The following is a 24976-nucleotide window of genomic DNA, read 5'->3' on the forward strand; positions in this document are numbered from 1 at the left end:
TGTTCGCCTTGCACGTTCCAAGAACGGTTGAGAGACGGCTTCTCATGCCTTTGTCGGTTCCCTCGGTACACAACGATGGGAGACGTTGCTGGCAACAGCCGGTCTGGTCAGGGACGGTGCCTGTCAACGGTTGGCGCTTCAGCGCCAACCGTTGACATCCCCAAGATCAGTGAACGGGACCAGCAGTGATCTGCGTACGGTCTCGTCCGGCCTACAGCTTCAACATGCTGAACTTGGCAGAGAAGGTGACCCGGAAGGCGAGGACGTCCGCGCCGCGTCCGTCGGCCAGCTCTCCGTCGTCTACGTGATCAACCGGCTCACCCGGCACCTGTCTGTCCCGGACGTCATCTGGATCGGGTAGACACCCTGACAGCGGCAACGAACGTGTCCGGCCTCAGGCCGTTGGCGCGGGCAGCGTAGGCAATCCATCCGCTGACAGACGAGGTCGACTGGTGCGACGGCGCAACCCGGGCCCGGTGATGGCTACTGGTCAAGACGGGTGTGCCTGAAGGGGGCATCACCGGAACGGCAGCCTCGCTCTCTGGTTCCCGCGCCGGGCGAAGCAGGAACCAGAGGCAGCCGATGCAACGGACCGTCAGGCCGGATCCAGCAGCGCCGAGGTGCGAGGGTCGGGAAGCGGCTGGGCCGGATGCGGAGTGGCCGGGACGAAGACCGGCGCGTCCTGTTGGTAGAAGATGTCGATGTCGGCCTCCTCGCCGCCGACGATCAGCGTGTCCCAGGCGCCGCTCTCCTGGAGTGTCCGCAGGGTCGCGGGCGCCAGCGCGGAGAGGTGGGCCCGGAGGACGTCGTCGTCGGGCAGTCCTGGCATACGGGGTGCCAGTCGCTCGCGGATGCTCCGCATGCGATCCAGAAGGATCTCCAGATCGGCTCCCGCCGAAGCCGAAGCCGAAGCCGGAGCCGGAGCTGCAACCGGCACCGCAACCTGACCAAAAGCCTTCTGCCGTGCCGCACCGCCTCCCGCCGGCTTCGTCGTACCGTCCATGCTGCCGTCGATGATGTCCTTGATCGCCCGGGTCGCGCCGCGTTCGTCCGTGGTGACCATGGCGTTCCAGGCGCGGCTCTTGTGCCGGTACTGGAGCATCGACATCGCGGCCTCGTGGCGGATGAAGTCCGCGTCGCGCAGCGGCCGTCCGCGCCAGACGCGGCTGAGAGAGCGGGCCAGGGAGACGGCGGAGGCGAGCCCGCTGTTGAGGCCGCGTCCGGGCCAGAAGTGGATGGCGTTGGCCGCGTCCCCGAGGAGGAAGCCGAAGGTTCCCGGGCGGTCCGCGGTCGGGCGGGTGAGCTGTGCGGTGAAGCGCGGGCGCTGGACCATGTCGAGGCGGAACGAGGTGATCGCGCTGAGGTCTTCCTCGGGGACGTCGAAGAGCCGCAGCCCTTCCAGGATGCGCTTCCACAGCGGTGAGCTGCGCAGCAGGGCCGGGAGGAAGAGCGTGCCGTGGGTGGGGCAGGCGAATTCGTTGTCCTCGTGGCGGCTCATCAGGCACGGTCGGGCGGCGATGCACTCCTCGAAGACCTGCCGGACCGGGTCGATGCCGATGACGTTGCGGGCCTCCTCGCGGGTGAGGCGCATGTTCAAGAAGCCCTCGCCGCGAAGGGAGTTGAGCAGGAACCGGTTCTGCGCCACGGTCAGCAGGACGCTCATCGGATCCGACAGCCGGGACTTGACCTTGAGGCCGAGGACGACGTCCTGGATGTGTTCCCCGTCGAGGGAGTAGATGGAGGCGTCGGCCGTGCCGAAGCGGTCGGCGAAGTGTTCGCGGGTGCGGGATCGGCCGCCTTCGGCGATGACCAGGACGTGGTCGCGGGCGATGAGTTGTTCCTGCTCCGTGGGGTCGAAGCGCTTGGGTACGAGTCGGATGGCGGGCTTGCGGTTGGCCAGTTCGAGGAGTTGGTCCTCGATGTAGGCGATGCGTATGTTGCGGGGCGGCCGTCCGTCGATGGAGTCGGGGCCGAGCGGCCACATCTCGGAGAAGTGGCGGTTGTCGCCGAACATCGTGGTCTGCATCTCTTGCGTCAGTGCCAGGTACTGCCGGCTCTGGACGGTGACGACCTGCTGGCGGCGGACGTTGCCCTGGGCGGCGTCCTTCCAGACGACGGAGGCGCCGTTGCGGACCCACCGGCCGTCGTAGACGGTGATCGCGACCCGTCCGCTCAGTGCTTCTTCCAGCAGCAGTGCGAAGGCGAGGCCGACGGGGCCGCCGCCGCTGACCGTGACCCGGAGGACTCCAGGATCTACGACCGCGTTGGCGCGCGGCAGGTCCATCTGGGAGAGGTCCATGACCGTCTCGACGGCTTCCTGGGTCTCGAACAGGAACGTCTCGTCGCCGATGCGTATGGTGTCGCCGGGCGTCAGCTCATGGAGTTCGACCCGCTGTTCGTTGACGTAGGTGCCGTTCCTGCTGCCGCGGTCGCGCAGGACGTAGGTGCCGTTCTCGGCGGTGATCTCGGCGTGGAAGCGGGAGGCGCTGACGCTGACGATGATGACGTCGTTGTCGCTCTTGCGGCCGAACGTCAGCGGGGCTTCTCCGAGGACCACGCTCTGACCGGTGAATGGACCGGTGCGTCCCACGATGACCGACAGCACGGAAACTCCTTAGGGAAACAGATTGGTCCAACTGTGCACGACATGGTGCTGTGTCACTCGCCATTCGGTCGGCAAGTAATGCTAAACGGGACAGAGTTGGACTTCGTGTCGAACGGCGACTTGATCTCCACGGCCATCGCGCTAGTCAACGTCCCCTCCTGCGCCCACGTCGACAGCCGCACCGTCTCCGTCTTGCTCGTCGGGTCACCCTCACGGAAGGACAGAGTCCGCCACTCCCGGTCCACCACCGCCCCGTTGTCGGACACCCACCGGTACGAGAACTGCACCGGCGCCCGGTCCGTCCTGAACGTCGCGGTGAACCAGGGCGCCTGACCCTCTGCGCCCGGGCAACTCCCGTCGAACGTGGTGGCCTTGCCGGTGACGGCCACCGACACCGGCTGGGACGCGCTGCCGGCGCTGGTGGTGTCGGCCTTTTTCCCGGTCTTGTTGTCGTCCTGGTTCATGAATGTGTAGCCGAGGCCCGCGCCGCACACGACCAGGACGATGGCCGTGGCCCACACCAGAGAGGCCCTACGACGGCTGCCTGCGGCGGAGGCGGGCGCAGCCCCGCTGTCATGTGCGAAGCCGGCCGCGGGAGCCGGAACCGCCGGCGTGGTCGCGCTGGGCCCGAAGGCCGCACTGTTCGGGGGAGGCCCGAACGTCCCCAACGGCGCGGGCGCGGCCTGGGCCTCGGACACCTCCGTCGCGGCCGTCGCCGCCACCGTCTCGTTCACCGGGGTCGGTTCCGCGGCCGTGACAGCCGCGGTGACGGCGGCCGTGATGCCGCCCGTCGCCGACGCCGTGGTCACCGTCGTGGTGGTGGCCCCCACTTCGTTGGGCGTTACCGCCAACGCCTGCATGGCCCGCGTGAGTTCACCCTGGGCCTCCTCGGCGCCCATGCGCTCCTCGGGATCCTTGCGCATGAGCCCCTCGATGACCGCCGTGAGCGGCCCCGCGCGGTGCGGCGACGGAAGCGCGTCGTCCACGACGGCACGCAGCGTCGACAGGGCGCTCGTCCGACGGAACGGCGAACGCCCCTGTACGGCCGTGTAGAGCAACGCCCCGAGCGACCAGAGATCGGAAGCGGTGCCTGGCGTGCGCCCCAACGCCCGCTCAGGAGCGAGGTATTCGGGCGATCCGACGACCTCTCCCGTCATCGTCAGCGCGGTGGTGCCCTCCACGCTGGCGATGCCGAAGTCGGTCAGGACGACGCGGCCTCCGTCGGCTATCAGTACGTTGGCGGGCTTCACGTCGCGGTGCAGTACGCCGGCGTCGTGGGCCGCGTGCAGCGCCGCGAGCACCTCGACGCCGATGCGCGCGACCTCCTTCGGCGCCAGGGCGCCCTCGGTGGCGATCACGTCGGCGAGGGAGCGGCCGCGGACGAGTTCCATGACGATCCACGGCCGGTCGTCGAAGTTCACCACGTCGTAGACGGTCACCACTCCAGGGGCGTTGACCCGGGCCGCCGCCCACGCCTCCCGCTCCAGCCGGACATGCAGCTGCTTGCTGCGCTCGGCGGGCAGGTCGATGGAGGCACGGACCTCCTTGACCGCGACGTCGCGGTGGAGCACCTGGTCGCGCGCCCGCCACACGGTGCCCATACCGCCCTCGCCGAGCACGGACAGCAGCCGGTATCTGCCCGCCACCAGCCGTGCGCCGCCGGCCTCCGACGAGGCCTCGTCCTGGTTGTGCATGAGGGCAACTCCCTTACTCCCGCCACCTGCCGCCGTCAGTATGATGAATACGGCGACGATCACTGAATGCGCAGCGTGAGAGCCGGACAGAAACAATTCGGACAGCACTGTGACACTCGTGAACCGACGACGACCGAACAGCGGACATCCACCACGCCCCGCACCCGGATTCACGCAGCCGACCACGCCCCCCGATCTCGTGGCGGGACAGAGCATGGCGCGATCTTCTTCCGCGACCACAGCTCCCTGAACTGCGACAGCCTCTCGGCCAGGCCGACGGAAGCGACTTCATCACTGCCTGGTTGTCCTCGGTCGCCGTCGCCCTCGCATCTGGCGTGGCCACGGTGATCATCGGAGGGGTGGAACCCTTCGTACTGGACATCTTCCCGGAGGCGCCGCAGGCGCCCGAACCTTCGGCCAGTCCCTCCGCTGGAAGACAACTTCCACTTCTGTCGCAATAGCTGTAGGCGTTGCCCGCGCAAGGGGATAGATGCTGGTCAGTCTCACTTGTCCGCTGTGTTCTTTAGCTGTTGTGCCGTGGCTGGTGAGCTGGGGTATTAGGCGCCGGCTGGAGGCACGGACAGCTGGCTTGCTCCCGCCGATGGGGCGAGTCCGGCCGCATTGACGCCATACTGAAGGGGTGACCGTGCACCGTGCCGCTGCCTCACGCTGGGCTCATGTAGCCGAGCGTCTGCCCGCACACCTCGACGAGCTGACCGGGCCCTCAACGGGGACGGTGGAGCTGCCACTGCACCTGGCATGGTCAGGGCTGCGGCACTTCGAGATCAGCGACGAGCAGCTGCTGCTAGGCCTCTACCGCATCGTGCTGACCAACGGACTCCACGAAGACCTCACCCGCTACCTCAACGTCGAACTGCTCGTACGGCACTGGCCGCGGCTGCGGACGGCCGTGGGCAAGCCGGTGCGCACCTGCTGGGAGCAGCGCTTCCCCGAACTGGTGGCCGCGGCTGCGGCATGAGACTTCCGGAACTGCACCGCCGCCTGCTCAGCGATGCCCTGGACAGCGGCCAGGCCTTCCGGCTGGTGCTGGCCGGCGGATACGCGGTCCAGGCCCACGAGCTGGTCAGCCGCGCGAGCCAGGACCTGGACCTGGCCACCGACGCGCCCGCAGACATGGCCGAGATCACCAGGGCCGTCACCGCCGGCCTGCAGGACAAGGGCTGGACTATCCGCACCATCGAAGTCGCCCCGCGCATGGCCCGACTCCTCGCCACCGACGCGGTGACCGGCGAAGCCTGCGAGATCGACATCCTCAAGGAGATCTTCCACAGACCTCCCACGCTCACGGACGCCGGGCCCACTCTGTCCCGGGACGACGCCGTCGGGCTGAAGGTCCGCGCCCTGCACGACCGCGGCTTCCCCCGCGATGTCATCGACGTCTTCAGCGCCCGCGAGCTGTACACGATCGGAGAACTCGAGCGTCTGGGCGCGCAGCACGACGAGGAGTTCGACCTGGAGGAACTGCACGGCCGGCTCGAAGCGGTCGACTTCACCTCCGACCGCGAGTACGCCGCGTACGACATGAGTCCCGAGCAGATCATCGAGCTGCGCGCGTGGGTGCAGGACTGGCTGGATGAACTCGGTCTGCGTCTGGCCGAGCCGTACGACGAGGACGAGGACAGCGGCTGACCCGCCCCTCACTCTGACCCTCACGGAGCTCAGGCAAGGATCACCCGGACGCGATCACCTTGTACTACCTTCCTCGAGGGCATAGGCAAACAGTCCGGCCTCTCCGCTTACGAACAGGGCACCACCGTCTGCAGCCCACACGCACCCGGTGAGGACGCTGTCAGCGCGCATCATGGTCACCGCACGGCCAGTACTTGGTTCCCACAGGCGCACCGAGCGGTCACTGTTGACGGTGGCGAGTAGGCCACCGTTGGGGCTGAACGCCACCGACCGCACCCAATCGGTGTGACCAGACAGGACCCGCACGGGATGCCAGGTGGCTGGGTCCCACACACGCGCCATGCCGTCGTACCCGCCGGTGGCGACCAGGCCACCGTCAGGACTGAACTCCACCGACCGTAATGGGCGGGCAAGGCCGGTCGGTCAACGCGTTGTGAATGTGGCCGACTTGTCCGCGAACACCGTGTCGCCGTTCTTGCCCTTGGCCAGCGTCGCGACGTACCACGTGTCCTGCCCGGCTTCGGTGGCTTCCGCGGCGTCGGTGGCGGTGACCGGGGACGGGAACGTCGTGGCGCGGGCCACGGTCAGCCCGGGGCGATACGACTGAGGTGCTCCCAGGACCGGTACAGATCCGCTTGGGCCTGGTCCATCTCCAAGACGTGATCGAAGGACTGGCTGCCGACGATCAGCCGTCGGGGCGGGTCCGGCAGTGCGGCCAGCTCCATGATGACCGGAGCAGCCGTGCGGGGCTCCGGGGCGACGGCGTCGCCCCACATCGCCTCCATCTCGGTGCGCAGGGGCTGATACTGCGTCAGGGGTTCGGTGGTCGTGGTGCCGATAGTGAAAAGGCCGGTGTCGTAGCCGCCCATCTGCACGATGGTGACCTTGATGCCGAACCCCTTGACCTCCATCGCCAGTGCCTCGCTGACCGAGTCCAGCGCGGCCTTGCCTGCGCCGTAGAAGCCGACGGTGGCCATTCCGCCGCCGCTGCCCATTGAGGTGACCTGGAGGAGCCGTCCCCCGCCTTGGGCGCGCAAGTGAGGAAGGACCGCCTGAGCCACCCACACAGCGCCGAAGAAGTTCACATCCATATGCGCCCGGATCTGCTCCTCCGTGGCTTCCTCCACCATCCCGTAGAGCATTCCGCCGGCATTGTTGACGACGACGTCCAGCCTGCCGAACGCAGCTGCCGCCCGCTCCACCCCGTCGAACACGGCCCGGCGGTCGGTGACATCCAACGCAAGCGGGACCAGGCGGTCGGGGTACTTCTCGGTCAGTTCCTCCAGAGGCTCGACATTGCGGGCGGCAGCCACTACGCGGTCGCCGCCGGCTAAGGCGGCCTCGGCGAAAGCCCTGCCCAGGCCACGGGATGCGCCGGTGATGAGCCAGACTCTTGCGTTCGCCACGATTCCTCACTTTCAGTAAACGAAACGGTGCGTATCGATTCGTTTGCAGCCTAGGGTGTGCTCGTGGTTTTATCAATACGGATCGTCTCGTTTCGTTTTGAGGTTAGGCTTGTCGCATGTCCAACGAGAAGGGGCCGGACCACTCCCGGCGCAAGGAACGGTCCCGGCAGGCAATCCTCGCGGCCACTCGCGCCCTGGTCGCAGAGGAGGCATACGAGAAGGTCACGGTCGAAGCCATCGCTGCCCGTGCCGGCGTCGGCAAGCAGACGATCTATCGGCGGTGGCCGTCGAAGAGCGCGGTCGTCTTCGCCGCCCTTCTGGCTCTGAGCGAGGATGCGGACGGGCAGTCGGTCACGCTGCCGGACACGGGCGACCTCGATGCCGACCTCAAGCTCGTCATGCGTGCCACGGCGGAGGAGTTCGCCGACCCGTCCTTCGACAGGCTGATCCGGGCCCTCAACACCGAGATCGCCAACGATGCCGCGCTGGCGGCCGAGTACCGGGAGAAGCTGGCCCAGCCGCTGGAAGAAGCGAAGAGGGCGCGCTTGCGCAGCGCCCAGGAAGTCGGCCAGCTCGACGCCGACGCCGACCTCGACCTGGTCCTCGAAGTGCTCTATGCCCCCCTCTTCCAGCGGTGGCTGCACCGCAGCGGTCCGCTGACCGCCGCATACGCCGACTCACTTGTCGACGCGACTCTCAGAGCTTTCGGCCCCTGAACAGGAGTGCATCCACAACCGCAGAGCTCGGCCCGGTCGGCTCCTGACCCCTGAACGCCCGTCATCAAGGGTTCCAGCCCGGAGACGTAGATGGTGACTCCGGTACCGGACCGCTTTTGATCGCGCGGGCCTGCGGCTATCCGTCCTCGGCGTCGTCCGTCTCGTCTTCCGTGTGCGGGTCGCGCAGTGACCTGCGGGAACTGTCGTCCGAGCATGTTGGCGACCACGTCCAGCTGGGTGCGAACCTGCTCGCCGGTGGTCTGCGCGAAGACGGTGCGGATGGCGGCCGCGACCATCTCCCCGAAACCTTTTTCGATCACGGCGAACACGTCCCGGACGAGATGAATCCGGCAGCGCTGCCAGGCCGATCCGAGGAAGACCGTGCGGATAGCAGCCACCAGGCCGCCGTGGCTGTCGGAGATGACCGGCTGGACGTTCTCCAGGCCGCGGGCCCGCGACGAGCGCAGGAACTTGGTCCAGAACGGCTTCGATTCGCTGTCGCCGACCATCACACCGAGGATCTCGCGGTGCCCGGTGCCCGGTGGCGGAGTGCCGGTGGCGATGACCACGGCCTGCGAGGCGATCCGGTGATTGACCCCGTCTTCCCTACCGGCCCCCGCCGCTCGCACCGCTCCCGTCGGTGTGAGCGGCGGCAGGGGGAGTGACCGGCACGGCCGCACGGGCTGGTGTTAGCCTCGTGCGGCTGTGCTTGGGGGGACGGCTGGGGGGCTGGGGATATTCCACCGTTCATGTGACGTGGGCCTGTTGGGCCGCCGTCGTCCCGTCATGCTCTGCCTTTGTCCCGACCAGAGGCCCAGGAGCCGACGTTGGCCAGACGTACCACTGCCCGCGGGGTCATAGCCGCAACTGCGGTTCTCGCCGTGACCGCGGGAGGGGTCACCGGCGCGGTCACCGTCTCTGCCGGCACCGCGTCCGCCGGCACCGTCCTGGCGGCGGAGAAGGTCTTCCAGTCCAACCGTTACGTCCCGCGCGCGGACCGGATCCGCAGCGCGGGGCCCAGTGGCTATCTGCATGCCCAGGAAGGCCGTTCGGGCTACTTGTGGACGTCGTACGCCACTGGCGCGACGACCGAGCTGGGCGACCTGCCCTTCCTGGAGATCCCCGGGTACCTGGGCTCGTCGTCGGATGTCGTCGCCGAGGTCGTCTCGCCCACCGAGAAGGTCGTCCTCACAGACATGGCCGCCGGTACCAGCACGGACGTATCCCTCACCCACGGCACATACCAGGCCACCTTCGGCACCCACGTGCTGACGCAGGCCCGGGACAGCGACGGCAACCGTACGCCGTGGCTCTACGGCGCGGGCGCGCCCGCCGACGGCACCCCCGTCCAGGGATGGCCGGCCGGCATCACCACCGACTTCACCGTCCTGGGCGGCGACAGCACCACTGCCGTCCTCAACTACGCGCAGCCCAACGGTGTGCAGCACCTGATGCTGGTCGACCTGGCCACGGCGAAGGTCACCGGCGACGTGGCCCTGAACGTCCGTCCGACCGGCGTCGCGCTGAGCGCGGACCGGCTGGTGTGGTGGTCCGGTGGCTGGTCCGCCCGCGTCCTGGACCGCGCCGACCTCTCCGCCCCCGGGGTGGCGCTGACGCTGCCCGGCACGGAGGGCACCCCGTCCGTGGGCATCGCCGGGAACTGGCTGGTGGTGGCCCGTTCCGTGCCGGCGAGCCCGCAGGACTGGGTCGACAAGTCCGGCGAGCGGCTGATGGCCCTGCCTCTGACGGGCGGTGACCCGGTCACCCTGCTCCGGCACGCGAACACCTCTCTGGTCACCGCGCCGGACGGCGGCCTGCTGGCCGTGGGCGGCGCCGACTCCGGCGCCTGGGCGGTGCGCCGGGTCGCCGACACGGGGGCGGCCGCGCCGACGCTGACGCACCTGACCGCGGTAGCGCCGGTCGCCGCGCGGATCGACCGGCTGTCGCTGCAGAACGGCACGCTGGCCACCGACGAGGCCGACGCCAGTTTCATGGGCGCGTACTACACCCGGCCGATCGCCGCCGACGGCACGCCGGGCGCGTCCACCTGGCAGGCCTGGGACGGCTTCAACGTGGGCCCGTACGCCACCGGGGACGGCCGCGCGGTGACGTTCACCGCCGACTCCGACCCCACCAGCGGCTCGTCCGTCCAGTCCGTCTTCAAGAACGACGCGGCGGGATTCTTCCGGATGCCCTCCGCCTCCGGATCCCTCCTGGACGTCACCGGCCGCTACGCGATCGTCAACGGCTCCTCCCCGGCCAAGCAGTACATCGGCGACCTCGCCGTGTACTCCGACCTCCAGCCCATCGTGACCCGCTCGGTCACGGCCGCCTCCGTCTGGGGCACCAAGGTGTGGACGCCGGGCTCCGGCACGGGTGTCGTCACCGCGAAGGACCTCAAGACCGGCCAGGTCACCGACACGATCGCCACCGGCGCCCCGTGCGTGGCCAAGGAGCTTCAGACGGTGGGCCGTTGGATCTACTGGTCCTGCGGCCCGACCTCGACGGCCGGGGTGTGGGACCGCACGGCGAAGAGGAACATCGCAGTCCCCTCCGGCGAGGCCCTGCTCGGCGACGGCTATGTCGTACGGCACGACACCGCGACCGGCGCGCTCCTGCTCACCTCCTTCGCCGATGGCACCGCAGCCACCCGGAAGATCGGTGACCTCGCCGCGGGCGGCTCCAGCCGGCGCGGGGTGACCTGGACCGTGGACAAGTTCGGCGGTCCGGTGGCCTACGTCGACGCGGACCGGCGGATCCACCTGGTGCCCAGCGGGACCGCCACCCAGGCCCTCCAAGTGATCGAGTCCGAGGCGACAAGCAGCTTCGGCGGCGAGACGTGGTGGCAGTGGCGCGGGCTGCTCTCCAAGCCCGCCGCCTCCTGGAAGGCCACGCTCACCAGCAAAGCCACCGGCACGGTGGTCCGTACGCTCTCCGGCGGCGAGGTGTCGGGCAACCTGACCGCGCGGTGGGACGACCGCGACGCCAAGGGCGTCTACGTCCCCAACGGCACCTACACCTTCAAGCTGACGGCCCAGCCCGCCGACGGGGCGGGGCCCGCGCTGACGGTCACCAAGACGGCGAGCGTGTCCTACGGAGCCGTCGTACGCCGTGACTTCATCAACTACGACACCTGGACGCCCGACGGGATCGGCGACGTGATGACCCTCAGCTCGTCCGGTGTCATCAGCTACCGTCCGGGCAACGGGACGGGAGGCCTCGCCAAGGCCATGTCCGGCTCGGGCTGGCCCTCCACGGTGACCCTGGTCCCGTTCGGAGACCTGAACGGCGACCGCCAGAACGACGTCCTCGTCCGCTTCAGCAGCGGCGAACTGCGGGCGTACCGGACCTGGCGCGGCCAGGCCTTCCTCACCGACACCCCGCGCATCTCGCTCGGCACGGGCTGGAACCAGTACGACGTCCTGACCTCGCCGGGAGACGTGAACAGCGACGGGCGGCCCGACCTCATCGCCCGCAACAGCTCCACCGGCGCCGTGTACCTCTACAAGGGCACGAGCGCGGGGAAGCTGTCGGCGCGGGTGAAGCTCTACGACAACTGGAAGACGTACAAGAAGATCGTGGGCGTCGGCGACTTCAACGGGGACGGCCGCGGGGACCTGTTGGCCCAGGACAAGTCGAACACCCTGTGGCGGTACGACGGGAACGGCACCGGCGGCTTCAAGGCGCGGGTGAAGGTCGCCGCGAACTGGGGCTCGTCGTACAACGCCGTCGTCGGCGTCGGCGACATCACCGGCGACGGGAAGGCGGACATCATCTCCCGGGACACCTCGGGCACCGTGTGGCGCAACACCGGTAACGGCAAGGGGTCGTTCGGGGCCCGTACGAAGATCGCGACCGGGTGGCAGGGGTACAAGGGAGTGTTCTGACCGGACGTCAGCCGAGGCCCGTGGACACCTGGGCGGACCACTGTGCGGAAGTCGTGCGGTGGCCGCCCGGTCAGGCGCCGGACACGCAGCTCGTGCGTTCCTCGGCGCCCTCGGCGATGGCGCGGTCCATGCCTGACCTCACGTACATGAGCAGGGCGGCGCCTTCCGGGCTCACTTACCGTCAGGGAGCCCACCAGTGTTCTTTCAGAACCGGTCTTTGAAGCAATCCACTGCGGACTGAAGGTCTGGTTCCCAAGAGTTAGCGATTGTCTGCACCTCCGGCTGAATGACTCGGGAGGGCGGCGGTAATAGAACGCTGAAATTTGGAGGAATTGATGGCGGTTACAAAGCGTATCGCGGCCGTGATTGCGCGACAGTACGGGAATGACGCCGATACGGTCGCCTCACTGGTGGAGGAGACTGAGCTGAAGGTATTCCATGAGCCCGCCCATGAGAGGATAGCTGCTGCCGTCATTATTTACGCAGATGGGGACGTGGATCGCTTGTTTGGGGCGCTCCGCGAGATGGAGGTGGATTGGCGCGATCTGCTGATGATCGCGCATATCGGAAACCCTGGTTGGCAGTCCAGGGTGGACGATTATTTTGGTGCAGGATAGTCGGCGCGAGGAGATTCTCAAGCGCCCAGTGGTCAACCTGTCGTCCCTCTGGACGAGAGCTTGGTGTTCAGTTCTTCAAGATAGCGGTCGACGACCCCACTGCTGGCGAATTCATCGAGAGGCTCACCGACGATGCGACCAGCGAGCTCAATGGCAATGAGTCGTACACCCTCGGTCAACTCGGCAGCCGCAAGAGCTCGGTCTACCTCAAGCTGAGCTTGCGCATCCGCGATCAAGGCATCGCGCTGCCGAGCGCCTTCTTCGCGGGCCGCTGCAATGATCGCTGCGCCCTGTTCCAGGGCTTCTTGCCGGAGGTGAGCCAGCTCTCGGCGGGCTTCGGCGAGTTCGCCCTTGTACTCGTTGTGAAGGCGCTCAGCTGCGAGCCGAGTCTCTTCAGCTCGCTCGATCGTTCCCTCAATGGCGTCCGTGCGCTCTGCAAGGACTCTCACGAGACGCGGAAGAAGAACCTTCGCGAAGAAGACGAAAACCAAGGCGAAGCAGAGAACCGCGACGATGAGGTCGGGCACCTTTGGTTCGAGAGGTCCGATGTTCATGGTCGGCAACGTACTAGACAGCGGGTGCCCCGCTGCAAGGGGGTGCAGGACTTCGCGTCGTACAGAAACCCGCCATCGCACGGCGTACGCACGGCAGTTGGGGTGCCGGCCCGCCATTCGGCAGGGAAGCTTGGCGTCCGTTCCGGGTAGGCAGGGTCGGTCGTGGACTGCGGTGTTGGGGTGCCCTTATGTCCGACCTCGGTGCCCCCATCTGGGTCAAGGACGTTGTCGGCCTCGGCTCGACACCTCGGATCAAGGACGTCACGGACACGGTCTCCACCCTGGGCAAGCTGAAGGCCGAGGGACTGGCCGGCTTCGGTGCCCCCGCCCGAATCCGGAAACTGACCAGGGTGGCACACCCGGACTTCACGGAAATCTCGCCAGGGCCGAGAATGTGCCCAGTTGAGGTACGGATGAACGTGCTCAGCGAGATGACAGGCTGTTCGCTCGGCTCGGTGAGCGGATCACATGCTGCCGAAGAACCGCGTCCACCAGGTGGGCCGAGCTGCGAAGTGTTCCAGCGCGCTGGGGCCCTTGTAGTCGCTCTCCAGTAGCTCTTCGGGGACGCTTACGTAGCTGAGTTCAGTCAAGGCCTGTTCCACTGTGGCGAGGTCGGCGGGATCCAGCGCGCCCTCCTCACAGGCTTCGTCCGTGCTGAGGAAGGCCCCCGGATTGTCGGCGCATATCTCGGCGAGGGAGCCGAACTTGCTCACGCAGACCACGATCCGTGTTCCGCAGATCGTTGCGTCCGCGGGCACGCGGATGCGCCCGTACTCACTGGAGTCCTGGGTGTCGTGCTCGGACTCGCACGGGGCGCCGAAGTCCGCTTCGAGTCGGCGGATCAGCCTGCTGAACGCGAGGCTGGTCGCGGCGCGGTCGTAGTGCAGCGGTTGTTCCAGCCGTTCGGGGTCGTCGAGTTCGCGCAGGAGGGCCAGCAGTTCCGTCTCGCTCATCGCCATCCGCCCATCCTGCCGCCTGGTGGGCGGGAGTAGAGGGACAGGTGTGTGCAAGAAAGGGAAGGTGTGGTCTATCAGTCATGCGGGGGCGGGCCGGGCGTGGGCGGAGTGGATCGCCCGACAGCTGATGGACGCGGGCCTGCAGCTGAAGCTGGACTACTAGGACTGGGGCGCGGGCGACTTCCAGGGCGACAACAACATAGACGACGTCGTCACCCATCAACTGCCGCAGAAAGAGGCTTCGGTTGGGCTGGGGAGCATTTCGAGCTACACGGATCCGTCGGCGTACGCGAGCTGACAGAACCGACTTGGCCGAGCACGGACTCGAAGGTGATGTCACGCCCCGCCGGATTCCTGCTGGAGCTCATGCCCTGCCTGCAGGGCGGACAGCGGGGTGTGGGCAGCACGCTGGTCCATGCCCGGCAGCGCTGCCACCGTGTCGGCTGGCTCCCAGCCCGCCTGCTCGGCCAGCTCCAGGGCGCCGTTGACGGCGTCGGCGCGGGCGTTGAGGGAAGACGCCATGTACTCCACGGCCCAAGGCTCTGCCTGCACCCAGGCTGTACGGATTGTGCGCAGGAGAGCCTCCTCGACCTGGACGGCCTGCACCCTCGGGTCCAGGACGTCGTCCTGAACACTCCCGGCGCTCGCGAAGTTAGGGGGTGCGCAGTGCAGAGGGACAGATGGCAACTTGATTGTGTGTCAGGCGCCGATTCCTATCTACGGCAGGGGCGGCACGACCATCGGACACACCTATGTCACGGGACACGACCGGGGAGACGTTGATAAGTCAAAACTCCAGCACGAACGGGTACACACCGAACAGTGGGACAAGTACGGGGCGGGCTTCATATACAAGTACTTCAGCGAAGGCCCAGACCCCTGCCGCAACTAGGACGAGGAGGACGCCGGTTGGGTGAACGGAGACTACAGACAGTGCTGATTCGAAGGCCGGCGTGGGCGGCCGTCGTCGGGGCTGTCGGCGCGCTGCTCATGTCAGCTTGCACTTACCCTAGACCCCTGCCGACAACTGGTACCAAGAGCGGGACTGTCAAACGTCTGGGTCTTCCAAGATTTTCGTAGCCGTTGATCGCCAGGTTTGGCGGAGCATCAGCTGAGCAGGATGCGCTGGCGGAGGAGCGGGAAGCCGGCCCGGCCGTAGGTCTGGCGCTTGAGCAGTTTGATCTTGTGGTTGACGCCCTCGGTGCGTCCGTTGTGCCAGGGCAGGGTGAGGGCGGCGTCGACGGCGGCCCGGTCGCGTTCCAGGCCGGTGGCGAAGGAGTGCAGGAAGGGCAGGTCGGCCGCGCGGGTCCGGGCGATCCAGGCGTTGAGCCGCCCGGGATTGCCCGGTGCGGGGGTGAGGAGTGCGGCGAAGTCGCTGACCTGGGTGGCCAGGGCTGTCATCTCCGGGCAGGCGGCGGACAGTTTGTCGCGTAGCGCGGCCTGTTCCTCCTTGAGGTGGGCGGGATCAGTGAGCAGGAGGCGGGCGGTGCGCCGCGGGGAGAGGGTGGCGTGGTCGGCTTCGACGCGGCCCTGGGTGATGTAGCGGACCAGGAGGTTCGTGCTGCCGGTGTAGCCGAGCTCGCGGATCTCGGCGAGCAGGTGGGTGACGGGGACGGCGGGGTCCGTGGCCCGGCGTTTGCGCAGGTACTCGCGGTAGGGATCGACCAGAGTGGGGCGGAACTGCAGGGCCCGGATGAGCCGGTCGGGCTCGGCGTGGCGGGCGTAGCGTTTGACGGTGTTGAGCGCGAGGTTCAGGCGTCGGGCGCATTCGAGCAGGCCCACGCCCTGATCGCGCAGGTCGTGGACCTGCTGCCAGCGCTCGCGGGTGGTCTGGGCGCGTCTGCCCTCGCGGATTGGTGGTCCCAGGGGCGCCCAGCAGGCGCTGTGCGCCAGGACTTCCCTGTGTGCTGCCTCGCCGAGCAGGTGCCACAGGTGCCAGCGGTCCGCGGCCTGCACGACGTGGGGTGCCGCGTCAGTGATCGCCTGGGCGAAGCTGCCAGCCCCGTCCCGGCACACCACCTCGAATCCCGCATGCGTGCGCAGCCAGGTGGCGACCGGCTCCTTCACGCGATCCGCGAGCACGTCGACACGCGCGCCCGTGGCGGCGTCGAGGATGATCGTGGCGTAACGGTGGCCCCGGCGCAGGGCGAACTCGTCGATGCCCAGCACGCGCGGGACTGCCGACGACGGCACGGGGATGCGCATCAGGCAGTTCAGGACGGTTGCCCAGGACAGCGCGCAGTGCAGCACGCCCAGCAGGCGGGCCCCGGCCGATCCCGCCAGCGCCACCGCCACCGCGTTCACCACATGCTGCAGGGCCGGGGTGCGCCGCTGGTAGCGCACCGTCAACCCGGTGACCTGCTCGGCGAAGGTGGTCTTGGGACAATCGGAGTTCTCGCAGTACAGGCGGCGCACCGACAGGTCGATGACGACAGCCCGGCCGCCCACGGCCTCGTCCGCGACATGCCGCACGTACCGGGAGTGCACCCAGTCCGACTCCGTCCGCACCCCGGGCAGACAGCTGCGGCATCGTCCCGGGTCCGGGCCGCGATCCGCAGCAGATCACCGCTGGCCTCCACTCGATCGACCCGTACCGCGGCCAGCTGCGGTAGCAGGTCTTCCAGCCGTATCGCACACACCACCAGGATGACGCCGCCAACCAGCCGACACCACAGGCCAGTTGGCCCGATCGCCGGCTACGAAAATCTTGGAAGACCCGAACGTCTTACAGTCCCCTCCAACGATAGATCGGCCATGCGGCGCATCTGTCGAGGCCGTGGCCGTCCGCGCCGGTGTCGGGCAGACCCCCCGGGCTTTTGCTACGGGCTGGGCCTAGACCCGGCCTCCGCGCACATTTCGGCCATCGCGCAGCAGCAAGCTGAAATCCCGTTGAGCGGGCCCTCGCGGCGGGTACGACGGAGGTACGCGTGCAGCTTTTCTCGAGTAGAGCCCCGCGTTGGTAGGGCCCGAGACGCTTGGGGTGTGCTTCCCGGCGCCGGGTGTGCTGCCAAAGAGGGCGGCATGTCGGCGTGCGAGAGGGGGCAGCGTTGGCTGAGTTTGAGGGTGCGGGGTTTTGGCGGAAGAGTAGCTTCAGCGGCAACGACGGCGGTGCGTGCTGCGAGGTCGCGTTGCTGCCCAAAGGAGTCATGGTGAGGGATTCCAAGTGGCGGCGGAGCTCGGTGGTGACCTTCAGCTCTGATGCTTGGCGCGTTGCCGTAGCGTCGTTGTTTTCCTGGAACCATCCTGGGTGCGAGTGACCGAGTCGGGTGTGCCATGTGCAGACGGCGCGATGAACAGCAAGGACCTAAGCAGTCGGGTCTTCCGGTCTACTGCCTGGTGACCGGCGTGCTCGCTTCGGCTGCCGGTGCTGGCGCTTCTTTGCTCGGCTGGAGTGTGTGGGCTCGGGTTGTGTTGTGGCTGGCGGTGCTGATTGGCGTGTCTGCAGCTGCGGGTTGGTGGTGGGCGCAGTCGCCCGTGACTGCGCGTCGGTGGACGGTTGATCTGTTGGCGCGTCTGGCAATACGGGCCGGATCGTCTCGAAGAGCTTGATGAAAGCTCTGACCAGCATGGGCCCGCTGCCGACGCTGCCGATCCAGCAGATCTCTGGGGCCACGCCCATGCCGACGCCTGCGTAGGCGATCAGAGCTGAGACAGCTGTGGAAATCAGCGCGAGTGCCGCCACGTTGCGGATGATGCGTATGAGGTCGTCTACATGGGCATGCCTGCGGCAGATGTCCGGCTCCGGACGGGCAACGGTCCCAGGGGTAGCGGCCGCACATGAGGAGCCGCCGCGCGAGCCCTTCGTTGGCTGCGTCGCGCGGCGCTTCTTCCTCTCCTTGTCGTTTGCCATGGCTTCCCCTGGGCGCCGGCCGTGCTGAGCTGATGTCAGTTGCGGTGATAGTGCTCGATGAGGTCATCGAGCAGTTCGATCGTGGCGTCTTCGGTCAGCGCCTTGACGCGCAGATCCTCGAAGCACTCCTGATAGCGGGCAACGAGCTCTGTGTCGTCGCGGTTCGTGAGGGCGCCTCCGGGGCCTTCGACGTAGAGCACGTCGTCGTCATAGGGAAAGCCCAGGAGGAAGAAACTGGTGCTCATGCTGTCGTGGGCGCCTGCGGTGAAAGGGAGAGCGAGGAGCGCGGCACGGCCGTTGACCGCGAGATCCTTCAGATAGGAAAGCTGACGGCGCATCGTGGAAGGCCCTCCCACCTGACGCCGCAAGGCCGCCTCATCCAAGATCATCTCTACCTTCGGGCCATCCTCGTCCAGGACTCGTTCCTGGCGCGCCATGCGCAGGTCCATCCGCTGCCTGGCCCTCGGGTCCGGCTGACCGGTCCCGAAGACGGCCGCCATGTAGTCCGAGGTCTGGAGGTGGCCCGGGATGATGCTCGGGTGGTAGCCACGCAGGCTGTTCGCCGCACTCTCGTAGCCCAGGTACTGGGCGAACGGCTGACTGATGACGTCGTTGTAGGGGGACCACCAGGCCTGTCCCTTGCTGCCTCGAGCGGCTTCTTCCAGCTCCGCTACGAGACCCGCGTCGTCCACGCCATACGCCAGGAGCAGCGCTCGCAGATCCGTGACCGACAGGCTCACAGTCCCTGCTTCGATCCGGATCAGTTTTGACAGTGACCATTCAAGCAGCTCTGCGGCTTCGCGCTGCGTCAGTCCACGCTTCTCGCGAGCGACCTTGAGGGCGGTCCGCAGCTTGCGGCGGTTGAGGGTCGGGTCGAGGGCCGAGGGCATCGTTGCTCCTTGTTGTGTGGCGGGCAGTGGCTAGTGGCGCTAGCCGAGTCGAAACCAGCCATAGTAGTAGGTCGCAAGACCAGGCTCGAATCGACCACTTCCAGACGCCACGCGCTCAAAGACGCCGCCATTTGGGTGATATCCCAAATGACACATGTCTAATCGACTTGAGCTGGAGTAGACCGAGAGAGTTGCGCAAGTCACACCAAAAGCAGGGAAAGGTGCAGCATCTGAGGCATCAGAGGCCGACGAGTCTTCAGGGAAGCCTTCTGCACAGAGACCATCCTTGAGGCCTGAATGGCGTCCTGTCGTCAATTAGGGAAGCCGCACGCCACCAGTCAGCGCCGCAACCTGCACAAAAAGCGTCAGCGTGCCGTTCCACCAGGCCACTGACATAGAGGGTCGCTTCTGCCCGTTGAGGCTTCGAATCGGATGGCGGCAAGCCCGGCCCTATCGCCGACGCTGCGATGGCAATGATCTACGAGCTCCGCCGGCATGCCTGGAGGGCGGCGGTCGTGAGCTGCTCGGGCTGGTATGACGCTCACGATGACGACGATGGAGCGCGGTGTACTCGCCCGACCGCCGACGGCAGCATTTTCGCTGGTCGGCGATGTCCTCGCCGCAGCTCTGCCTGAATTCGCCGGTCACGTCCGGGCCCCGTGCCCGGAGGGCTGGCCGTGCCACGGGGCGGCCAGCGTGGACGCGGGCCTGATTGATTCCACCGGGCCGGTGCGCACCCGCGGACTGCGGCGTATATCTGGGGTTGTCGGAGGTTTTGGCAGGTCAAGGGAATGGTTCGCTTTTAGGTATGTGAGGCATGCGCGTGGTGGTCAGGCCGAGGTCGCGTGGTTCAGCGGCCCCGGCCTGACGTCCTGGTGGTCTGGGCGGGGACTCAGGTGAGGTGTTCCAGGAGCCAGGTGGTGAGGGAGCGGAGGGTGCCGGAGACGGCACCGCACAGGGCTGATCCGGCCAAGGCCAGGCGTTCGCGGCGGTTCAAACGCGTGCGGGACATGACGTCCTCCACAGGGAGTGTGGTGGGCGGATGGGCAGCCGGCCGACTTGCTGTCCACGCTGAGACACCGTGAGAGATCGACTCCCTGTTGCGACGTGCCGTCAGCAGGGGTATCTGTTCCCGCTGTTCACGCCAGGGTGGGGCCGGAAATCAGAGACCATGGTGCGATGAGTGGCGACACCGTGGATGACGGGTCCGGCCCGAAGGAGAGCCTGAAGCGGCAACGGTCGCTGAAGCGGGCGCATGTGGGGTGGCCGCCGGCATTGCGGGAGCTCAAGGAGTTGCTGTATGAGGTGTACCTGGCGGCGGGTGCCCCCAGCCTGGATGACATAGCCGGGGCCGTGGCCGCCGACGATGGCCTGGGCGGGGCGCCGAGCCGGGACACGGTCCACCGTGTTCTCACACACGCGTCCGTGCCGCCCAGCCAGGCCGATGTGGTTGCCGTCGCCACGGTTCTGGCTCGCCGGGCCGTGTGGGATGCGACGGATCTGGCGGGGCGGGTGCGTGATCTGTGGGTGCGGGCCCGCCTGGCGCAGGGCGTGGGGCGCCCGGTCAGTGACTTTCGCGGCGATGAACGGCTCGTCCTGGACCGCGGGCTGGGCGTCCATCCGGCGCTGGACACCGGTGATGCCCACAACCGGTTCGGGTTCCTGCCCGCCTACATCCCGCGGAACCACGACGCGCGCTTAAGAAGCTGTTGTCTTTTCGATCTTGAGAGATGCGCGTCGAACGGGAGTCCCGATCGGGTGGTCGCGGGGCGCTGGGCGCATACGGACAGGGCCTCCTGAACAGCTCGTTGCACCTGACAGGAGAGCTACACCGCGCTTTTTGTACGCGGGTCGGCTGTTGTCATGTGAGGCGCGGGGCGCTTTGGGCGGTGCGGGGCGTGCGCCCGGTTATGAGAGACGGCGCACGATGTGACGTGCGTTACTCTCCGCGCCCGGGTGATCATTCTGTGTACGGTTCGGACGGGTCGTGTCCGGCCGCGACCGTCAACGTGCCGTATGCGTACTGGAACTGACTGGCCGCCAGTTTGGCGATGGGCGGCGCATATGCCAACTCTGGTGCTGGTTGGGTGTGTTGAGCGCGGTGGAGGCCGGATTGTGGACTGGTCGACAAAGCGGGAGTGGCGCCGGGCGATCCGCCGATTTGCGTTCGATATTTCGGCGATCATCTGAAGTCGGCGCAATATCTATCGCGCTTGCATAATGCTCCGCGCAAGGCCCCAGGAGTGAGAGGAAAGCAATTCTGGCGCAGCGCAGAAAGCGTTCCTCCGGCGACGGGGATCGCACGGATGGGTGAGAGGATGTGCCGCAGGGGCGGGCCTGCGCTGGCCGTCTCTGTTGACTCTTGAACGAGATTAATCATTTGATCGCGCTCTCAGGCCTGCCGGGGGTGGGGGGCGTTGTGCGGCAGGGGGCGCATATGGGGCAAAGCGTGCGTGGGTTTGTGCGCCGTTCCGTCGTGTCCCTCGGTGGCGCGGCGGGTGTAACAAACCCCCGGAGCTGAGGTATCTGTACGGGTTTCGGTGGCGCACCCGGTGGTAGAGACCCTCTGGCGCCGGATCGGGAGTGACCTTAACACCGGTCGTGGTGTTTACTGGGCACCGGTCTGATCCTGGTGGGTCCGGACCCTTTCCGGGAGGTTCTGGGGGTGGTGCCCCAGGGCCTCCCGTTTTTTACCTCCCGTTTCCATGCGGGCCACCCGAGCCCCGGCCGGGAGAGAATCTTCCGCCCCGCGCATAAGCATTCGGATAAAGAATGCGGGTGATTTCTCGGAAAAGATCGGCATGTTTCCCATCGTGCGGTAGGGGCGGCGTGCGTAACAAACCCCTATCCGTGGGGGGTTTCCGGCGTGATCGAATGGTCTTCGCCTTGGCGTTGAAAGCGCGACTGGCTCTCGGGTTGCGCCGAGAGGTAGCTTTATCCCGCCTGAGGTCTTCTCCACCCGTCCGGCCCCACCAGCCGGGCATGCCCCACCTCCCGGAGAGGGCGAAGGACCCACCATCTGGGACCCCGCTGACCAGCGGGGTCCCAGACTCGATCACCCACATAAGGACCCCTCATGCGCACCGCCAACGCTGCCGGCGCCGCCCTACCGCCCCACCACGGACCCCCCGTACTGCGGGCCCTGACACGCCGTCACCACCGCGCTGTCCAGGGCGTGCACGCCCGTACACACGCCCCCGTCGCCGCCCCGGCCGCCGTACGAGCGGGGGAGTGAACGTGCCTCCTGCCATCGAGACCGCCCGTCCCACCGACCTGCTGCAGGGCCGTGAAGACATGCCTGCGGGAAGCTTCCTGCAGCGGATTTCGCCCGACACCTGGCATCGCCTCCTCAAAGCCAACCCGCGCAGCCGCACCTTCGCCCGCGACGAACTCCTGCCGATGGGCCCCCAGGACGGCATGGTCTACATCATCTGGGAGGGCGTGGTCCGCCAGGACCGCCACCCGCTCGGCGCCGCCCCCGGCATCCCCTCCATCACCCGCTTCCGCGGCGCGGGCCAGCTCGTCGGCGAGGCCGCCCTCATCATGCGCGGCTCCACCGTCGCCACCCGCTGCCTGTCCCGCACGGTCGCCATCCCGTGCCGCGCCAGCCACTTCAGCTTTCTCATCGAGCGCCGCCTGCCCGAGGCCCGCCACGCCCTGCTGTGCAGCCTGGAAGAGCGCAACCGCACCGACGAAGCCGTCTACACCATGGCCATCCGCCCGCCCCTGGAACGCGTCTCGCGCCTGCTGGCCCACCTCGCCGACACCGCGGGCGTGCCCGACCCGAACACCGCGCAACACGTCATCATCAACGGGCCCGGCCAGAAAGACATCGCCGCCGCCCTCCAACTCGCCGTCTCCACCACCGAGAACGCGCTGCGCACTCTGCGCCACCACGGTGTGCTCGAGGCCAGATACCGCCAATTCGTCGTCCGCGACGTCGACGGCCTGCGCCACTTCGTCGGGACCTGACACCACCCCCGACCACGCTCACACCACCACCGGGCCCGCCCACCGACGGCGCCCCCGGACCCACCACCCCCTGTTACGCCGCATGCCCGCACCCTGCGCGGAGTCGGCGTTTCCCTTGGAACGGACCCACACACGATGACGACCAGCACGCTGGCGATCGGCACCGGTGCCGGCACCCTCACGGTGTCCATCATCGCCGCGCTCTTCACCGGTGCCCTGGGCACCTACACCCTCCTCCACCACAAGCAAGTCCTGGCCTGGATGCAGAAGATCCGCCGCACGGACCAGACCAACACCGAACTCGACAAGCCCTCCGAGTGGCTGACCGACCTGTACAAGGCGCAGTGCCGCCTCGCGCACAAGCCCTGCCGCAGCGAGAACTTCGAGGACGTCACCCAGATCGGCAACATGATCCGAGGCGTCGCCGACCAGACGCCCGCAATCGCGCCCGAACTGACCAAGACCGTCGAACGCGTCGAGGAGTACGTCGCCACCGCGCTGCCCGACCCCGGCCCGGCGGTGAAGGTCTCCCTGCTCGAGCACCGTACGCAGTTGGTGAAAGCGATGAAGCAGGAGAGCGCACGCGGCGAGCTCGCCCGGACCGTCGTGGCCGCCCAGCAGAAGATTGCCCACCTCAAGCGCGGCTGACCCCCAAGACGCGGGGCGCGGGCCGCCTATAGGCCGGTCAATGAGACAGACACAGTCCCATCGACGGGCTCGCAAGGGCGGCCCCGCCACGTTCCACCCAGCTCTCCCACTACGCACCGGATCCGTTGCCACGGCCAGCCACGCTGGTCTCGGATCCGGTGTCGAGGGGAAGTTCGCACCAGCCTTGGCAGAGGACGATGAAGGCCGGATACGGCATTCTCGGGGCCATACGCTCGAGCGCAGCACAGGAGCGTGATTTCGGGGGACACGGCGAGCACAAACAGGCCGTCCAGCAAGGTATCTGACGATGCGTCGGACTAGGCGGGATTCATCAGTCACGCGGGGCGGATCGTGCGTGGGTGGAATGGGCCGGCTGGCACTTGATGGACGCCGGCTATCAGGTGGAGCTCGACGACTGGGACTGGGGCGCGGGCGACAACTTCAAGCCGAAGATGAACGCCGCTCTCGAGCGCGGTCGGCTACTGACTGTTCGGGCGCCTCCCCAGGGAGCTCGTCGCTCGCTGACTCTCCACTCCCAGCCACTGATCGACCGCGCTCTCAGAGGCCCGCTAATCCGCTATGATTGATCTTGAGCTGGTCGCCCGAACTCCTGGCGTCCGGTTGTGCGTTGGTGGTCCAAGGCAAGACGTCCCGCTTCCTGCGGGGAGATGCAGGTGCAAGGCCTGCCCGGCGCTCGAGTGCGGAGCCCATCCCGGGATACCGGGGTGGGCTCCGCCTGTTTGGGTCTTCCCAGTGGGTCGCGTGGCTCACCCGGGCCGCTCGGCTCGGTCCCGAAAAACACTGCTCAGGAATCGCTCCCGCCGCGAGCGTGTGGGCCGGTCGGCGGGCAACGGTCTCCAGCGGTCAGGCCTACGGCATGAACGCGAAGTCACGCGTTACTGGCTGACCGCCGCTGGCGTGGCGACCACGCTTGGGGCGGCTGGACGCTGAAGGAGGACCCCGATGCAGTGGCGCCGTGGGCTTCAACGCGGCCACTCCCCTCCACCAAAATGCGGGCACGATGAGGGCGTGTGCTGGTGCCGGGGGTGACCGTATGCGGCGGTGGGTGCACCTGTTGCAGGAGACGACGGAGCCAACGCCTACGCCTGTATAGGGCTCGGCTACGGTCTGATCTTCTCCGCGGGGAGAACGTGGACGTTCGAGCGTGACTGGTGACGGGGGAGAAGTCGTGAGGCGCAGCCTTTTCGCTAAGGAAGTCATAGGGCCTGACGACGTGAACTTCTCCCATGTGTGGCTCCTCGGCGGGTTCCTGCTCTTCGGGATCGTTGCAGTGGCCTACAACGCATGGGTCCTCAGGAAAGCCGAGAAGCGCAGCTTCAAACAAACATTTGCACTGGCCTGGGCCGCCACCATCTACCTGGGGCTGACCCTGTTCGGATTTGTCTGGGTCTTGTCCCACGCCGTAGAAAACAGCTAGACGAGCAGGGAGGTTAGGCGCTCTGGTCGGCCGGCCAGCCGACCACGACCCCGACCAGGAGCGCCAGGACCTCGACCGGCAGGTCAACGCCCT

General features: G+C 67.4%; 21 protein-coding genes and 2 pseudogenes. 12 read left to right on the plus strand and 11 right to left on the minus strand.

The window, feature by feature from the left end; translation table 11 throughout:
• Window positions 1–595 precede the first annotated feature (595 nt).
• Window positions 596–2605 (minus strand): FHA domain-containing protein, encoded by a 2010-nt coding sequence (locus tag ACIOHP_RS38450; protein ID WP_401894725.1) that lies wholly within the window; start codon window positions 2603–2605, stop codon window positions 596–598.
• A gap of 53 nt (window positions 2606–2658) precedes the next feature.
• Complete coding sequence (locus ACIOHP_RS38455; protein WP_401894726.1) at window positions 2659–4299, minus strand: protein kinase; 1641 nt, start codon at window positions 4297–4299, stop codon at window positions 2659–2661.
• Window positions 4300–4939: 640 nt separating this feature from the next.
• Here ACIOHP_RS38455 and ACIOHP_RS38460 point away from each other — a divergent pair.
• On the plus strand, window positions 4940–5278 hold the full coding sequence (locus tag ACIOHP_RS38460; RefSeq protein WP_401894728.1) for a hypothetical protein: 339 nt from the start codon (window positions 4940–4942) through the stop codon (window positions 5276–5278).
• Window positions 5275–5949 carry a nucleotidyl transferase AbiEii/AbiGii toxin family protein gene (locus ACIOHP_RS38465; RefSeq protein ID WP_401894729.1) on the plus strand — a complete coding sequence of 225 codons (675 nt, stop codon included), beginning with the start codon at window positions 5275–5277 and terminating at the stop codon, window positions 5947–5949. The genes ACIOHP_RS38460 and ACIOHP_RS38465 overlap by 4 nt, the downstream gene beginning before the upstream one ends.
• 54 nt (window positions 5950–6003) lie before the next feature.
• On the opposite strand, the gene ACIOHP_RS38470 is transcribed toward ACIOHP_RS38465, so the two are convergent.
• Genes ACIOHP_RS38470 through ACIOHP_RS38480 form a run of 3 tightly spaced genes read right to left on the minus strand, consistent with a single transcriptional unit; the run spans window position 6004 to window position 7355 of the window.
• On the minus strand, window positions 6004–6342 hold the full coding sequence (locus tag ACIOHP_RS38470; RefSeq protein ID WP_401894730.1) for a hypothetical protein: 339 nt from the start codon (window positions 6340–6342) through the stop codon (window positions 6004–6006).
• Window positions 6343–6372: 30 nt separating this feature from the next.
• On the minus strand, window positions 6373–6531 hold the full coding sequence (locus ACIOHP_RS38475) for a hypothetical protein (protein WP_401894732.1): 159 nt from the start codon (window positions 6529–6531) through the stop codon (window positions 6373–6375).
• Between the two features lie 2 nt (window positions 6532–6533).
• Entirely contained in the window at window positions 6534–7355 is an 822-nt protein-coding gene (locus tag ACIOHP_RS38480; protein ID WP_401894733.1) for an SDR family NAD(P)-dependent oxidoreductase, read from the minus strand.
• A gap of 116 nt (window positions 7356–7471) precedes the next feature.
• On the opposite strand from ACIOHP_RS38480, the gene ACIOHP_RS38485 reads away from it, so the two are divergent.
• Complete coding sequence (locus tag ACIOHP_RS38485) at window positions 7472–8071, plus strand: TetR/AcrR family transcriptional regulator (RefSeq protein WP_401894734.1); 600 nt, start codon at window positions 7472–7474, stop codon at window positions 8069–8071.
• Window positions 8072–8259: 188 nt separating this feature from the next.
• Here ACIOHP_RS38485 and ACIOHP_RS38490 read toward each other — a convergent pair.
• Window positions 8260–8667: pseudogene (locus ACIOHP_RS38490) on the minus strand (transposase); the annotation flags it as partial.
• Between the two features lie 285 nt (window positions 8668–8952).
• Between ACIOHP_RS38490 and ACIOHP_RS38495 the strand changes: the two are divergent.
• Together ACIOHP_RS38495 and ACIOHP_RS38500 are read left to right on the plus strand one after the other, a co-directional pair.
• Entirely contained in the window at window positions 8953–11958 is a 3006-nt protein-coding gene (locus ACIOHP_RS38495; protein ID WP_401894736.1) for an FG-GAP-like repeat-containing protein, read from the plus strand.
• Between the two features lie 335 nt (window positions 11959–12293).
• Window positions 12294–12575, plus strand: a complete 282-nt coding sequence (locus ACIOHP_RS38500) for a hypothetical protein (RefSeq protein WP_401894737.1) — start codon at window positions 12294–12296, stop codon at window positions 12573–12575.
• Window positions 12576–12607: 32 nt separating this feature from the next.
• On the opposite strand, the gene atpF is transcribed toward ACIOHP_RS38500, so the two are convergent.
• The 4 genes and pseudogenes from atpF to ACIOHP_RS38520 all read right to left on the minus strand — a co-directional run bounded on the left by atpF (window position 12608) and on the right by ACIOHP_RS38520 (window position 16700).
• Entirely contained in the window at window positions 12608–13129 is a 522-nt protein-coding gene (gene atpF / locus ACIOHP_RS38505; RefSeq protein WP_401894739.1) for a F0F1 ATP synthase subunit B, read from the minus strand.
• A 464-nt stretch (window positions 13130–13593) separates the two neighbouring features.
• On the minus strand, window positions 13594–14082 hold the full coding sequence (locus ACIOHP_RS38510) for a hypothetical protein (protein ID WP_401894741.1): 489 nt from the start codon (window positions 14080–14082) through the stop codon (window positions 13594–13596).
• 339 nt (window positions 14083–14421) lie between these two features.
• Window positions 14422–14607: a hypothetical protein gene (locus ACIOHP_RS38515; RefSeq protein WP_401894743.1), complete on the minus strand. Its 186-nt coding sequence runs from the start codon at window positions 14605–14607 to the stop codon at window positions 14422–14424.
• 585 nt (window positions 14608–15192) lie between these two features.
• A pseudogene (locus tag ACIOHP_RS38520) lies at window positions 15193–16700 on the minus strand (ISL3 family transposase).
• Between the two features lie 414 nt (window positions 16701–17114).
• Between ACIOHP_RS38520 and ACIOHP_RS38525 the strand changes: the two are divergent.
• Complete coding sequence (locus tag ACIOHP_RS38525; protein ID WP_401894744.1) at window positions 17115–17342, plus strand: DUF397 domain-containing protein; 228 nt, start codon at window positions 17115–17117, stop codon at window positions 17340–17342.
• A 628-nt stretch (window positions 17343–17970) separates the two neighbouring features.
• Here ACIOHP_RS38525 and ACIOHP_RS38530 read toward each other — a convergent pair.
• On the minus strand, window positions 17971–18825 hold the full coding sequence (locus tag ACIOHP_RS38530; RefSeq protein WP_401894745.1) for a helix-turn-helix domain-containing protein: 855 nt from the start codon (window positions 18823–18825) through the stop codon (window positions 17971–17973).
• Between the two features lie 1179 nt (window positions 18826–20004).
• Here ACIOHP_RS38530 and ACIOHP_RS38535 point away from each other — a divergent pair.
• The 6 genes from ACIOHP_RS38535 to ACIOHP_RS38560 all read left to right on the plus strand — a co-directional run bounded on the left by ACIOHP_RS38535 (window position 20005) and on the right by ACIOHP_RS38560 (window position 24883).
• Window positions 20005–20625, plus strand: a complete 621-nt coding sequence (locus tag ACIOHP_RS38535; RefSeq protein ID WP_401894748.1) for a hypothetical protein — start codon at window positions 20005–20007, stop codon at window positions 20623–20625.
• A 1276-nt stretch (window positions 20626–21901) separates the two neighbouring features.
• Window positions 21902–22060 (plus strand): hypothetical protein, encoded by a 159-nt coding sequence (locus ACIOHP_RS38540; RefSeq protein WP_401894750.1) that lies wholly within the window; start codon window positions 21902–21904, stop codon window positions 22058–22060.
• Window positions 22061–22062: 2 nt separating this feature from the next.
• Complete coding sequence (locus tag ACIOHP_RS38545; protein WP_401894753.1) at window positions 22063–22797, plus strand: Crp/Fnr family transcriptional regulator; 735 nt, start codon at window positions 22063–22065, stop codon at window positions 22795–22797.
• A 135-nt stretch (window positions 22798–22932) separates the two neighbouring features.
• Window positions 22933–23445, plus strand: coding sequence for a hypothetical protein (locus ACIOHP_RS38550; RefSeq protein WP_401894756.1), 513 nt, complete (start codon window positions 22933–22935; stop codon window positions 23443–23445).
• A gap of 326 nt (window positions 23446–23771) precedes the next feature.
• A complete protein-coding gene (locus ACIOHP_RS38555; RefSeq protein WP_401894771.1) occupies window positions 23772–24032 on the plus strand; it encodes a toll/interleukin-1 receptor domain-containing protein in 261 nt (86 codons plus the stop codon).
• Between the two features lie 602 nt (window positions 24033–24634).
• Window positions 24635–24883, plus strand: coding sequence for a hypothetical protein (locus ACIOHP_RS38560; RefSeq protein WP_401894758.1), 249 nt, complete (start codon window positions 24635–24637; stop codon window positions 24881–24883).
• The last annotated feature ends 93 nt before the right edge of the window (window positions 24884–24976 follow it).

Source organism: Streptomyces sp. NPDC087859 (assembly GCF_044742595.1).
GTDB classification, from domain to species: Bacteria; Actinomycetota; Actinomycetes; order Streptomycetales; family Streptomycetaceae; genus Streptomyces; species Streptomyces canus_F.